This window comes from Arthrobacter psychrolactophilus (assembly GCF_003219795.1).
Classification (GTDB): Bacteria; Actinomycetota; Actinomycetes; order Actinomycetales; family Micrococcaceae; genus Specibacter; species Specibacter psychrolactophilus.
The window spans coordinates 47,105-60,748 of record NZ_QJVC01000017.1; the positions used below are offsets into that span (position 1 = coordinate 47,105).

The following is a 13,644-nucleotide window of genomic DNA, read 5'->3' on the forward strand; positions in this document are numbered from 1 at the left end:
AGGGAGCGAAACGGTTTAAACGCCGTAAAGTGGTGCGGCGTTAGGAATGAGGAGGGAATCCAGGTGGCGGCGGAGGGTTGCTCGGCCCTGCTCGGGAGCCGCCCAGGCCGGCTGCAGCACCATACGCAGGCTGAGCCCATCGAGGAGCCCAATGAGCCGTTCGGCTTCATCTATGGGCACGAGAGCCTCCTGTGCGAGTGGGCTCTCCATGAGCTGGAGCAGGACCCGGCCCACAACGGCACCGGTTGCCCGGTAGTCGTCCTGCGCGGCCTCTGTCAGCCCCGCGTTCGTCCGGGCATCGAGCATGAACTCCATGTGCACCACGGCGTCCGCGCGACGTATCTCATCAAGGGGCAGCAATTCTTCCAGAACCGCAGCGCACTTCTCCAACAAGCCACCGCGCTCGAGAGGAAGTGGTTCTTGTTCCAAGGCTTCAAGGGATTCCAGGGCTCGCAGGTGAATCCGCTCGGAGTTCACGCGAAAGGCAAATTCCATGAGCTCGGCCTGGTTATCAAAGTAGTGCCGTACCGACCCCAGGGCCAGTCCGGCGGCCTTGGCTACATTACGTAGCGAAGCTTGTGTCAGTCCATGCTCGGCAATGACTTGATAAACGGCGTCTGCGACCAGCTCACGGCGATCGTCTGCATCAACAATTTTAGGCACAGCTCTTTTTTAGCACAGATGTTTCATGATGCCTCAATCAGGAAGTCCCTGTGCGAAGGCAGCACTACTAGAGGTGGCTTATTTGCCGTCGGTGGGGTTCTTCTTCTTATCTCGGGCCAGCAGCACCAGCAACACGATCATGATGACCAGGGCAACGATAAAGAACGGCAGGAATACGGACTTGCCCATGAGGACCATGACTCCCAGAACCACCACGACAATCGGGAAGGCCATGGAGAAGGTGTGCAGCAACAGGGTGGACATTTTCATGTGGTTTACTTTCGTCTGTTGAACAGAAAAACGGCGGGAGACTCTCCAGGGAAAGTCTCCCGCCGCCGTCGTGCTTAAGGCAATGTTACCGCGAAGGGTACATGCGCTCCGGCTCGCCGATGTAGAGCTGGCGCGGACGGCCAATCTTGGTTTCCGGGTCCTTCATCATTTCGCGCCACTGGGCAATCCAGCCCGGCAGACGGCCAATAGCAAAGAGCACCGTGAACATTTTCTCGGGGAAGCCCATGGCCTTGTAGATCAGGCCGGTGTAGAAGTCCACGTTCGGGTAGAGGCGGCGTGAGATGAAGTATTCATCCGTCAGCGCGACCTCTTCCAGACGCATGGCGATGGCGAGGAGTTCGTCGTTGCCGCCGAGCTTGGCCAGGATTTCGTGAGCCATGTTCTTGACGATCTTGGCGCGCGGATCGTAGTTCTTGTAGACGCGGTGACCGAAGCCCATGAGCTTGACACCGGCTTCCTTGTTCTTCACGCGCTCGACGAACTTCTCAACGGGCTCGCCGCTGGCCTGAATGTCACGGAGCATGTTCAACACGGCCTCGTTGGCGCCACCGTGCAGCGGGCCGAAGAGGGCGTTGATGCCAGCGGAAACCGAGGCAAACATGTTGGCGTTGGCCGAACCCACCATGCGCACGGTGGACGTGGAGCAGTTCTGCTCGTGGTCAGCGTGCAGGATCAGCAGCAGGTCAAGGGCCTTGACAACAATGGGATCCATTTCGTAGGGCTCGGCCGGCAGACCAAAGCTCAGACGCAGGAAGTTCTCCACCAGGCCCATGGAGTTATCCGGGTACAGCATGGGCTGACCGATGGACTTCTTGTGAGCGTAAGCAGCCAAAACAGGCAGCTTGGCCATGAGGCGGATGGTGGCCATTTCAACTTGCTCGTCATCAAACGGGTCAAGTGAATCCTGGTAGAACGTCGACAGCGCAGAAACAGCGGAAGAAAGCACCGGCATGGGGTGTGCGTCGCGCGGGAAACCGCCGAAGAAGCCCTTGAGGTCTTCGTGCAGCATGGTGTGGCGACGGATGCGCTGGTCAAACTTGTCCAACTCGGCTGCGGTGGGCAGGTTCCCGTAAATCAACAGGTAGGAAACTTCCAAGAAGCTGGAGTGCTCTGCCAGCTCTTCGATGGGGTATCCGCGGTAACGCAAGATGCCCTCGTCACCATCCAAGTAAGTGATGGCCGACGACGTTGCCGCCGTGTTAACAAAACCGGGGTCATAGGAGACCGCGCCGGTGGTCTTGAGCAACTTGGAAACGTCGTAGCCGGCGTTGCCTTCTACTGCTTCAAGTCGCGGAAGTTCAAGCTCTCCGCCGTCGTAGCGCAGCGATGCGCTCGTGGAATCAGTCATGGAGTCCCCTTCATGAGGTAGCCTTCGAAAGGCTTTGGTTAGTTCAATGCTCGTTATCCGTTGGCGGGTCACCCACGCCAGCTTGAGGCAATCCCCAAGATAAAACTCAGCATTTTAAGCGTCCGGTGGCCTACACGGCTATCTACGAAACTACCGCTTTAAGGGCCAACTAGACTAATCCTGAGCGCCATTTGGGTACTGTTTGCGGGAAATCGTTACGATTTTGCGCCCAGTCGCGCGACTGCCGCGGCGATGCGTTCATCCGTGCCGGTCAGTGCTACTCGGACAAAACCGTTGCCGGCCTCGCCGTAGAAGGTGCCCGGTCCGGCAACGATACCCAGCTCTGCCAGACGCCCAATCGTTGTCCAGGTATCCTCGCCAGCGGTGCACCACAGATACAGCCCCGCTTCGGAGTGGTGGATCGTGAGCCCGAAGGACTCCAAGGCGCCCACCAACTGCTCGCGGCGCGCACGGTACAGCGCCTTCTGTGCGCTGACGTGGACATCGTCGCCCAAGGCCACGCGCATGGATTCCTGTACCGGGTACGGCACGATCATGCCGGCATGCTTGCGGCTGTTGACGAGGTTCGCCACAATGGCGCCGTCCCCTGCCACAAACGCGGCACGGTAGCCGGCAACATTTGACTGCTTACTCAACGAGTAAATAGCCAGCAGATTCTCATGTGAGCCACCCGTGACGCGCGGATCCAGCACGCTCGGAACGGCCTCGCCGCCGTTTTCCGGGTCCCACTGACCCCAGCCCAGCTCGCCATAGCATTCGTCGGAGGCAACCACGGCGCCAACGGCCCGCGCCTGCTCCACGAGAGTCTTCAGCTCGGCCACGCCACGCACGATGCCGGTGGGATTACCCGGCGAGTTGACCCAGATCAGACGCACCTTGGCGAGGGTCTCGGCGTCGAGCTCGTCCAGTGAATCAGCCGCAACCGAGGTAGCCCCGGCAAACACGGCACCCATGTCGTAGGTGGGGTAAGCAACGCGCGGACGCACCACAACATCGCCCTCACCCAGCCCCAGCAGAAGCGGCAGCCAGGCCACGAGCTCCTTCGAGCCCACCGTGGGCATGACATTGGCAGGATCAAGTCCGGGCACATTGCGGCGCCGCGCAAACCAGTCCACAACTGCCTGGCGCAGGGCCGGCGTGCCGTGGGTCGTGGGATAGCCGGGAGCATCAGCCGCCGCGACTAGGGCTTCCTGGATCAGCGCCGGCGTGGGATCCACGGGCGTGCCGATCGAGAGATTGATCAAACCATCCGGGTGAGCGGCGGCGATCGCCTGATAAGGCGCCAACGCATCCCACGGGTAGTCGGGAAGTTGCAGGCCAAAGGTGCGCGAAGCTGCAGTCATGGTGCGCGGATCAGTCCTGGTTCTGCGGCGCGAGCGCTGCGATGAACGGGTGGTCGGTGTGCGTGTTGCCGATCTTGGCAGCTCCACCGGGAGAACCGAGCACGTCGAAGAATTCCACGTTGGCCTTGTAGTATTCGGCCCACTCATCCGGGGTATCATCCTCGTAGTAGATGGCCTCTACGGGACAAACTGGTTCACAAGCACCACAGTCAACGCACTCGTCGGGGTGGATGTAGAGCGAGCGTTCGCCTTCGTAGATACAGTCAACAGGGCACTCCTCAACACATGCCTTGTCCTTGACATCCACGCACGGCTGCGCAATTACGTACGTCACGAACCCCAACCTTCCTTCAAAAGTCTCATTCCGGCACAAATCGTCACCGGTTCTCCCATTATCCCCCACCACCGCCACACCATGCACCTAGGCAAGACTTAGTATGAAGTGGTGAACACCGCACTTGACCGACTCGCCACCCTTCCCCTAGGCACCCGGGTCGTGGTCCGCTACCGGATTGACGGCGGATTGACCGACGCCTTGGGCCTCCTCACGGCCCGCGACAGCTTCGGTTGCACCATTATCTCCCGCTCCGGTCCCGTCATTATTAAGTACGACGACGTCACGCTGGCTAAGCCGGTTCCCCCGCCTCCCGCGCGGCGTGAGCGGGCAGTGCGGGATTAGGTCACGCCGTCGTTGACCACGCAGGATGAGCCAGGCCAGCCATCCGGTCAGCGGTGCGATGACGGCTATGCCATAGAGCCAGATCCGGCCCTGCATGTTGTCAAAGATCAGCCCAAAGGAACCTAGCTGCAAGGACAAGAGCCCGGCAGTGGCATAGGCTGCGGCGCCGCACCACACGGCGTTCCACGACTTTTTACTCCACAGCGCCACAAAGATGCTCACGGCGGCGACGAGCAGCAGGGCAAGGGCCGCGCCGTAGGGAACCACCGCGCCTGAGGGGAACCAGGCATGTCCGTGGAGCGATGTCCCCAACAAGCCAGCCCCGATTCCGGCGCCAAGCGCGGCGATCACGCCGCTCCAGCGTTTAGCGGTGAGGTTGCCACCTTCGGGCTGCGCCAGGCTCATGGCAACTCATAAACGGTGCGGGGATCGATCGCGACAAATTCTTCCACGGCGCTAATGTCTTTCCAAACATCGTCGGACAGCGCATAGCGCTCCCCCTCCACGGTGATCTGGGTGCGGTGGGCCCGCATGGCTGCGGTCTTGGCGGCCAGATCGCCGGCAACGGCCAGCCGCACCACACCATCCTCGAGCGGGCGTTCCGGGCGGTCACTGACGATCGCGTACAGGTGCGGTACCTGCCATGCGGCATCCCCGTCAGCTGCCTGACGCAGGGCAGCCATGGTGAGATCATGGGTCCGCACGTGATCGGGGTGACCGTAGCCGCCGTCGGCCGCGTAACTGATGACAGCGGCGGGGCGCAGGGCGCGAATTGTGGCGGCCAAGAGCGCCGCCGTTGCATGAAGAGGGGCCCGGGAGAAGGAGCCCGGCAGGATCGTGGAGGCGGCGATGGCTCGGCCATCGGACCCCCATTGCATGCCCGAGTCGCGGAAGGTCGTGGGTCCTTGTGCGGGGGCGGCAAGGCCTTGCCCCAACCAGATGTGCTTCTTCACACCCAACGCCTGAAGTGCGGCGGCTAGTTCCTTTTCGCGTTCCAGGGCCAGCCCGGCTCCCAGTCCGTCTTCTGCGATCTGACCCGCGGCAAGGTCCGCGGCCTTGACCTCAAGGTGTGCCAGTTCGGCCGGAATGACCTCGCCGAGTTCCCCACGCGTGCACGTCACCAGGACCACTGTGGCTCCGGCAGCGGCCGCGGCCGCCATCGTGGCACCTGTGACCAGGGTTTCATCATCGGGATGAGCGTGCACAAAGAGCACAGTGGCTCCGGCCTCGACTCCGGGCATTAAGGCAGTTGTTTCCATAGAGTCCAATCTACCCGCAGCCTGGGAATGACGAAGGCCGGTATCCACAACAGTTCTGTTGCGGATACCGGCCCGGTCGCGGTGATTCTGCGATGCGTCTTAGGCCAGGAGGGTTGCTCCGGGGATGGCGTTGAGCAGATCCTGTGTGTAGCTCTGCGAGGGATTCGCGAAGATTTCATCGGTCGTTCCCGACTCCACCACACGACCCTTCTGCATGACCGTGACGTTGTCCGCGATCTGGCGGACTACGGCCAGGTCATGGGTGATGAACAGGTAGGTCAGGCCCAGGTCTTCCTGGAGCTCGGCCAACAGGTTCAGAACCTGTGCCTGCACCAGAACGTCCAAAGCCGAAACAGCCTCATCACAGATGATTAGATCCGGGTTCAGGGCCAAGGCACGCGCGATGGCGATACGCTGGCGCTGGCCACCGGAGAGCTCGTTCGGGTAACGGTGCATCGTGGCGGCAGGCATGGACACCTGATCCAACAATTCCCGGACCTTCTTCTCGCGCGACTTGCTGTCACCGATCTTGTGGATCTTCAACGGCTCTTCGATCGTGCGGTAGATGTTCAACATCGGGTCCAAGGAACCGTACGGGTCCTGGAAGATGGGCTGAACACGGCGACGGAAGTCGAACAGTGCCTTGCCACGCAGGCTGGTGACGTCCACGCCGTCGAACTTAATATTGCCCTCGGTGGGGGTCAACAAGCTCAACGCCATCTGTGCCACGGTGGACTTACCCGAACCGGATTCGCCCACAATCGCCATGGTGGTGCCGCGCTTGACGTCGAAGGAGACGTCATCAACGGCCTTGAAATCGGTGCTCTTACCCAGGGCGCCGCGGATCTTGAAGACCTTGGTCAGGTTTGAAACCTGAACAATGTGATCATCGGCGGTGGCGACGGGAGCGGCCACAACTGCGGGCTTGGTGAGCTGTGTTTCGGCTGTCTTGGACTTCTCGGACTGCAAGCGCCGAGAAGACAAGGACGGGGCCGAGTTCACCAGACGCTGCGTGTACGGGTGCTGCGGGTTGCGCAGGATCTCCAAAGCGGGACCCGATTCAACCACCTGCCCCTTGTACATCACAACAACCTTTTCGGCACGCTCGGCGGCAAGGCCCAGATCGTGCGTAATGAGCAGCACAGCCGTGCCGAGCTCGGTTGTCATGGTGTCGAGGTGATCGAGGATCTGGCGCTGGACGGTAACATCCAGTGCCGAGGTGGGCTCATCGGCGATCAGCAAACGCGGACGGCACGCCAGACCAATTGCGATCAAGGCACGCTGGCGCATACCACCGGAGAACTCGTGCGGGTACTGCTTGGCACGGGCCGCAGCATCGGGCAGGCCAGCTTCGGCCAGCACCTCGGCGACGCGGTCCTTGGAGTTGGCACCGGCAAGACCATTGGCCTTGAGCGTCTCCTTGACCTGGAAACCAATCTTCCAGACCGGGTTCAGGTTCGACATGGGGTCCTGGGGAACCATGCCGATCGAGTTGCCGCGCAGCTCAATGATGCGCTTCTCGCTGGCGTGGGTGATGTCCTCGCCGTCGAAAAGGATCTGACCGCCGCTGACCCGCCCGTTGGAGGGTAGCAGGCCAATCGCGGACAAGGCCGTGGTGGATTTACCGGAACCGGATTCACCCACGATGGCCACCGTCTCGCCGGGCATGATGGTCAGGTGTGCGTTACGCACAGCGTTGACCGGCCCATTGGAGGTGTCGAAGGTGATGGCCAGATCGCGGATTTCCAATAGCGGAGTCTCGGCGTCGTTCATGGGGGTGTTTCTTTCATTGACGTTCATATCCGTCACCGCTTCCTTGCTTTGGGATCCAGCGCATCGCGCAGGGCATCGCCGAGCATGATGAAGCTCAAGACGGTGATGGAGAGCGCAAGAGCGGGCCAGAGCAGAACGGCCGGGTTGTTACGTACCTGAGGCTGCGCATCGGAGATGTCATTTCCCCACGACATGACCGACTGCGGCAGACCCAAGCCCAGGAAGGACAGGGTTGCCTCGGCCACGATGAAGGTACCCAGCGAGATGCTGGCAACAACGATGACAGGTGCCATGGAGTTGGGGATGACGTGCTTGACCAAGGCCTTGAACGAGGACAGCCCCAACGCCTTGGAGGCCGTGACGAAGTCTGCGTTGCGGTTTTCAATGACGGCACCACGGGTGATGCGCGCAATCTGTGGCCAGCCAAAGACCACGAGGGTCACGATAACGGTCCAGACACTGCGGTTGTCGCGGAATGCCGGTAACTGCATGATGATGATGGCGCCGAGGATCATGGGCAGTGCGAAGAAGATATCGCCCAAACGAGCCAAGATCGCATCGAGCCAGCCACCGTAGTAGCCAGCAAGAGCACCCATGATGCCGCCCAGGAGCAGGACACCGATGGTGGTGAAGACACCCACCATGAGGGAGGCGCGTGTTCCGTAGATCATGCGTGCGTACACGTCACAGCCCTGCAGGGTGAAGCCCAAGGGGTGACCCGAACGGGCACCCTCGCCTGAGTCATTCAGAGAACAGGTGGACTGGTCCGTCGGGTCGATATGGGTAAACCACTGGGGGAAGATGGCCACGACAAGCACGGCCAAGATCAATAGCGCCGAAATGATGAACAACGGCTGCTTGCGCAGGTTCTTCCAGGCATCGGCCCAAAGGCTCAAAGGTGCCGCAGTCATATCGACCTTATCGACGGCTACAAGCGGGGTTTCCTCCAGCGGCGCCACGAAGTGCTCGATGACGCGTGAGGAGACTTTTCCCTGACGTGCGGCGGGTTTCGCCGACTTACTCAGGTCATTTTCGGGTGTGAGGTTCTCAGACATAACGAATCCTTGGGTCGAGCCACGCGTACAACAAGTCCACAATGAGGTTGGCAACCACGAAGACAATGACCAAGATGCTCACGACAGCGACGACGGTGGCGCTTTCGCCCTTCAAGATGGCCTTGTACAACAGGTTACCGACACCGGGAACGTTGAAAATTCCCTCCGTGACAATGGCTCCACCCATCAAGGCGCCAAGGTCGGCGCCGAGGAAGGTGATGACCGGAATCAATGAGTTGCGCAGGATGTGCACCACGACGACGCGGCGGCGGCTCAAGCCCTTTGCCGTTGCCGTACGTACATAGTCGGCGTTCATGTTCTCGCTGATGGAGGTGCGGGTCAGTCGAATGACGTACGCCAAGGAGACCAAACCGAGCACCACTGCGGGAAGTATGAGTTCATTCCACGGTGCTGCTCCGCTGACGGTGGGACGTGCCCAGCCCAGCTTGACACCAACAACGAGCTGCAAAACGAAGCCCAAGACGAAGGTCGGGACAGCGATAACTACCAAGGAGGCAACGAGGACAGTGCTGTCGAACAGCTTGCCCTTGCGCAGACCGGCGATAACACCGAAGAGCACACCGAAGATGGCTTCAATAGCCAGGGCCATAATGGCCAGGCGAGCCGTCACGGGGTATGCCCTGGCAATAACTGCCGAGACTTCCTGACCCGAGAAGGTCTGCCCCAAGTTCAAAGTGACGAGGTTCTTCAGGTAGAGCCCGTACTGAATCCAGAAAGGCTGGTCCAAATTGTATTGGGCCCTCAATGCTGCTTCGACGGCGGGAGCCATCGGCTTGCCACCGGATAGGGCGGCAATGGGGTCTCCAGGGGTGGCGAAGACCAAAAAATAAACCAGCAGCGTGGCCCCGAAAAATACGGGAATCAGCTGCAGGAAGCGGCGAAAAGCGAACATCACCATTGCGGTGTCCCCTTTCGCCGGGATTCCGATCGCAAAGCGTTCATGAAATTACCTGTTCAATAGTTGTCGGTACGGGCAGTTGACGGGATCCGCCGCAGGTGTCCGTACGGAATATAGCAAAAGCTGCGCGTAAACCGCGAAAAGGGGAACCCGGCGCGTAGGCCGGATTCCCCCTATTATTCCACGGCAGTAAGTAGGGCTACTTACTTAGCAGTGATGGCGTAGTACATGGGTACGCCCTTCCAGTCAAACTGTACGGTGTTGACGTTGTTGCTCCAGACACCCTGTGCAGCCTGGTACCACAGCGGCAGAACCGGCAGGTCCTTGAGCAGGATTTCCTGTGCTTCGTTGAACTTCTTGTTACCTTCTTCAACGCTGGTTGCTGCCAGGCCTTCCTTCAACTTAGCGTCGAAGGCAGCGCTGGAGTAGTCGCCATCGTTAGAACCGGCACCCGTACCGAACAGCGGGCCAAGGAAGTTGTAGAGCGACGGGTAGTCGGCCTGCCAGCCGGCGCGTGATCCACCGGTGAGCTTCTTGGAGTTGATCAGGTTGCGAGATTCCTTGAACGTCGCGATCGGGTTCAGCTCAGCCTTGATGCCCAGGTTAGTTGCAATCTGGTTCGTCATGGCCGTGATGTATTCCTTGTTACCGGCACCATCGATGTTGGAGGTAACGGTGAAGACCTTGTCGGCCGGCCATGCCTTGATAGCATCAGCCTTTGCCCACAGTTCCTTAGCCTTGGTGGCATCGAACTTCAGGACCTCGGAACCGGGGAGGGCGGCTTCGTAGCCGTCCAGAACGGGAGAGGTGAATTCGGTAGCGATCTTCTTGTTGCCGTAGAAGATCTTGTCAATGATCTGCTGGCGATCGATCGACATGGAGATAGCGGCGCGACGGAGCAGGCCTTCTTCACCCTGGAATTCGGGGAGGTAGCTGGGGATCGTCAGCGTTGCGTTACCGGCGTAAGCCTGGTTGACGAAACGGCCTTCGAAGTCCGTCTGGAAGTTCTGCAAGTTGCTCGGCGGAACCTGATCAAGGACGTCGAGGTTGTCAGACTGAACTTCGGTGTAAGCAGCATCCGTGTTGGCGAAGATGGTGAACGTGATGCCACCGTTCTGTGCCTTCTGCGGGCCCTTGTACTTATCGTTCGGGATCAGTTCGATGGAAACGTCGTGCTTCCAACCATCGGCAGCCAGCTTGTACGGGCCGTTACCGACCGGGTTCTGACCGAACTTTGCGGGATCGGCGTAAGCGGATTCCGGCAAGGGGTAGAAGGCCGTGTAGCCGAGGCGCAGCGGGAAGTCGGACTCAGGCTGAGCAAGCTCGACGGTGAAGGTGCTGTCGTCAACAACCTTCAGGCCTTCCATTGCGGTCTCAGTGGAGCCTTCAGCGGAAACCTTGTCGTAGCCCTTGATGGACTCGAAGAAGTAGCTGTTGAGCTGTGCGTTCTTTGCAGCCGCACCGAAGTTCCAAGCATCAACGAAGGACTTGGCCGTGACCGGAGTGCCATCGCTGAACGTCTCGCCGGACTTGATCTTGATCGTGTAGTTCACCGAGTCAGTGGTCTCGATGGAGTCAGCGAGTTCGTTGACCGTGGCGCCCTTGGCGTCGTAGCTAACCAGACCCGAGAACAACAGGTCCATGACCTTGCCGCCGCCAACTTCGTTGGTGTTAGCAGGCAATAGACCGTTCTGCGGTTCGGTGTTATTAGCCGTAATGACCTTGGTGGTGTCGCCGCCTGCGTTGCCGCTACCGGTATCGCTACCCGTGCCGCCACCGCATGCTGACAGGGACAAAGCAACTACTGCTGCCAGGCCCAATGCCTTGGAAGTGCGTGAGAAACGCATTCCGCCTCCTTGTTTATGATATGGACGCGAGTAAAAACCCTGATATATACCGGTTCCTTGTTGGACGGACAGTGTTTCAACTCATACTCAAGAAGCCTAGCCGTAATATGTTACCTGCAAGTAAACGAGACCGCATTGTGGGAATATCTTTACCGATATGAGACCTAAGCCACAGTTTCCGACTCGGCTTAAATGACAAAAACCCGCCCCGGCAGATGCCGAGGCGGGTTTTTTACTCAGATCAAGAAATTAGTTCTTGGCGCGTGAGCGGTAAGCCTTGGCGCGCTCGCTAGCGTCCAGGATTACCTTGCGGATACGAACAGACTCCGGGGTAACTTCAACGCACTCGTCTTCGCGAGCGAATTCGAGGGACTCTTCCAAGGTCAGAACGCGCGGCGGCGTCATGTTCTCGAAGGTGTCCGAGGAAGCGGCACGCATGTTGGTGAGCTGCTTTTCCTTCGTGATGTTCACGTCCATGTCATCGGCGCGTGAGTTCTCGCCAACGATCATGCCCTCGTACACCTCAGAGGTGGGCTGCACGAAGAAGTTCATGCGCTCCTGAAGCTTGATCATCGCGAACGGGGTGACAACGCCGGAGCGGTCAGCCACGATGGAACCGTTGGTGCGGTATTCGATCGGGCCGGCCCACGGCTCGTAGCCTTCGGCCAGCGAGGCTGCAATACCGGCACCACGGGTGTCGGTCATGAAGCGGGTACGGAAACCAATCAAGCCACGGGCCGGAACGATGAATTCCATGCGGCACCAGCCGGTACCGTGGTTGGCCATGTTAGTCATGCGGCCCTTACGAGCTGCCATGAGCTGAGTTACGCCACCCAAGTATTCTTCGGGTACGTCGATGGTCATGTGTTCCATCGGCTCGTGAACCTTGCCGTCAACCATCTTGGTCACAACCTGCGGCTTACCTACGGTGAGCTCGAAACCTTCGCGACGCATCTGCTCAACGAGGATGGACAGAGCCAATTCGCCACGGCCCTGTACTTCCCAAGCGTCGGGACGCTCGGTCGGGAGAACGTTCAAGGAAACGTTACCAACGAGTTCCTTGTCGAGGCGATCCTTGACCTGGCGGGCGGTGACCTTGTGGCCCTTGACGCGGCCGGCGATCGGGGAGGTGTTGATACCGATGGTCATGGAGATAGCCGGCGGGTCAACCGTGATCAGCGGCAACGGCTGCGGGTTGTCAATGTCGGTCAGGGTTTCACCAATGGTGATGTCTTCGATACCGGCAACAGCAACGATTTCACCGGGGCCAGCAGACTCGGCCGGAACACGGGTCAGTGCCTTGGTGGCGAGAAGTTCGGTGATCTTGACAGACTTAACCGTGCCATCCTGGCGGCACCAGGCAACGGTCTGGCCCTTGTGGAGGGTTCCGTTGAAGATACGCAGCAGAGCCAAACGGCCCAAGAACGGGGAAGCATCCAGGTTGGTGACGTGCGCCTGCAGAACACCTTCGGGGTTGTACTTCGGGGCCGGGATGTGGTCCATGATGACCTTGAACAGCGGCTCGAGGTCTTCGCTGTCCGGGGCTGCTCCGTTGTCGGGCTGCACGATGGAGGCACGACCCAAACGGCCGGATGCGTAAACAACCGGAACGTTCAAAACGGCGTCGAGGTCCAGGTCCGGAACTTCGTCGGCCATGTCCGAGGCGAGGCCCAGGAGCAGGTCCATGGACTCGGCAACAACCTCGTCGATGCGAGCATCGGGACGGTCGGTCTTGTTGACCAACAAGATTACGGGGAGCTTTGCAGCCAGTGCCTTACGCAGCACGAAGCGGGTCTGCGGCAGCGGGCCTTCAGAAGCATCAACGAGCAGAACAACACCGTCAACCATGGACAGACCGCGCTCGACCTCGCCACCGAAGTCAGCGTGACCCGGGGTGTCGATAACGTTGATGGTCATGGGGATGCCGTTGGCAGAAGGACCGTTGTAAGCAACGGTCGTGTTCTTGGCCAAAATCGTAATGCCCTTTTCGCGCTCCAAGTCACCGGAGTCCATAACGCGCTCGGTAACATCGCCGTGAGCGGCGAATGCGTGGGTCTGCTGCAACATGGCATCGACCAAGGTGGTCTTACCATGGTCAACGTGCGCCACAATGGCGACGTTGCGCAGATCGTTGCGCGAAGCGGTATTGAGGGAAAGATCGCTCATTCGTGAAGACTCGTTTCAGTTGGGCCCGGCTGCAGGCCCGGAAGGGCTAAAGCAGTAAGTCACATTGATGTTTGGCCGTGAAGAATCGGCAGATAACACCATTCTAGTCGTACTGACAAATACGGCCTAGTCACTTTATCCCATGATCGACGATTTTTTTGCCAGCTGCACCACACCGACCGTTACCTAGCAGGCGCACTCCGGCGGTTTTCCGCCGCAACAGCACGACGACGACAGTCACCTTTCGTGACGAACGTCACCTAGGATGAGGCGCGCCACC

The 13,644-nt window shown here is 59.6% G+C and carries 13 protein-coding genes; 2 read left to right on the top strand and 11 right to left on the bottom strand.

The window, feature by feature from the left end; all coding sequences use genetic code 11:
• Window positions 1-15: 15 nt before the first annotated feature.
• The 5 genes from CVS30_RS13905 to fdxA all read right to left on the bottom strand — a co-directional run bounded on the left by CVS30_RS13905 (window position 16) and on the right by fdxA (window position 4,000).
• Window positions 16-663 carry a TetR/AcrR family transcriptional regulator gene (locus CVS30_RS13905; protein WP_110485926.1) on the bottom strand — a complete coding sequence of 216 codons (648 nt, stop codon included), beginning with the start codon at window positions 661-663 and terminating at the stop codon, window positions 16-18.
• 78 nt (window positions 664-741) lie between these two features.
• Complete coding sequence (locus CVS30_RS13910) at window positions 742-933, bottom strand: hypothetical protein (protein WP_146233402.1); 192 nt, start codon at window positions 931-933, stop codon at window positions 742-744.
• Between the two features lie 85 nt (window positions 934-1,018).
• Window positions 1,019-2,302 carry a citrate synthase gene (locus tag CVS30_RS13915; protein ID WP_110485928.1) on the bottom strand — a complete coding sequence of 428 codons (1,284 nt, stop codon included), beginning with the start codon at window positions 2,300-2,302 and terminating at the stop codon, window positions 1,019-1,021.
• 215 nt (window positions 2,303-2,517) lie between these two features.
• On the bottom strand, window positions 2,518-3,666 hold the full coding sequence (dapC, locus tag CVS30_RS13920) for a succinyldiaminopimelate transaminase (RefSeq protein ID WP_110485929.1): 1,149 nt from the start codon (window positions 3,664-3,666) through the stop codon (window positions 2,518-2,520).
• A 10-nt stretch (window positions 3,667-3,676) separates the two neighbouring features.
• Window positions 3,677-4,000 carry a ferredoxin gene (gene fdxA / locus CVS30_RS13925; RefSeq protein ID WP_110485930.1) on the bottom strand — a complete coding sequence of 108 codons (324 nt, stop codon included), beginning with the start codon at window positions 3,998-4,000 and terminating at the stop codon, window positions 3,677-3,679.
• 162 nt (window positions 4,001-4,162) lie between these two features.
• Between fdxA and CVS30_RS18640 the strand changes: the two genes are divergently transcribed.
• Window positions 4,163-4,345, top strand: a complete 183-nt coding sequence (locus tag CVS30_RS18640; protein WP_442320002.1) for a hypothetical protein — start codon at window positions 4,163-4,165, stop codon at window positions 4,343-4,345.
• Window positions 4,346-4,633: 288 nt separating this feature from the next.
• Window positions 4,634-4,762 carry a hypothetical protein gene (locus CVS30_RS18645; protein ID WP_442320001.1) on the top strand — a complete coding sequence of 43 codons (129 nt, stop codon included), beginning with the start codon at window positions 4,634-4,636 and terminating at the stop codon, window positions 4,760-4,762.
• Here the strand turns inward: CVS30_RS18645 and CVS30_RS13935 are convergent.
• From CVS30_RS13935 to typA, 6 genes are all read right to left on the bottom strand, one after another.
• Window positions 4,747-5,604, bottom strand: a complete 858-nt coding sequence (locus CVS30_RS13935) for a PIG-L family deacetylase (protein WP_110485932.1) — start codon at window positions 5,602-5,604, stop codon at window positions 4,747-4,749. The two genes, CVS30_RS18645 and CVS30_RS13935, sit on opposite strands and share 16 nt — an antisense overlap.
• Before the next feature lie 99 nt (window positions 5,605-5,703).
• Window positions 5,704-7,404, bottom strand: coding sequence for an ABC transporter ATP-binding protein (locus tag CVS30_RS13940; RefSeq protein WP_110485988.1), 1,701 nt, complete (start codon window positions 7,402-7,404; stop codon window positions 5,704-5,706).
• A 5-nt stretch (window positions 7,405-7,409) separates the two neighbouring features.
• The gene (locus CVS30_RS13945) at window positions 7,410-8,432 is read right to left on the bottom strand and encodes an ABC transporter permease (protein ID WP_110485933.1); all 1,023 of its coding nucleotides are present in this window, start codon (window positions 8,430-8,432) and stop codon (window positions 7,410-7,412) included.
• Window positions 8,425-9,351, bottom strand: coding sequence for an ABC transporter permease (locus CVS30_RS13950; RefSeq protein ID WP_110485934.1), 927 nt, complete (start codon window positions 9,349-9,351; stop codon window positions 8,425-8,427). Before CVS30_RS13950 ends, CVS30_RS13945 begins: the two co-directional genes overlap by 8 nt.
• A gap of 203 nt (window positions 9,352-9,554) precedes the next feature.
• Window positions 9,555-11,198, bottom strand: a complete 1,644-nt coding sequence (locus CVS30_RS13955; RefSeq protein ID WP_110485935.1) for a peptide ABC transporter substrate-binding protein — start codon at window positions 11,196-11,198, stop codon at window positions 9,555-9,557.
• 249 nt (window positions 11,199-11,447) lie between these two features.
• Window positions 11,448-13,364, bottom strand: a complete 1,917-nt coding sequence (gene typA / locus CVS30_RS13960; protein WP_110485936.1) for a translational GTPase TypA — start codon at window positions 13,362-13,364, stop codon at window positions 11,448-11,450.
• Window positions 13,365-13,644 lie beyond the last annotated feature (280 nt).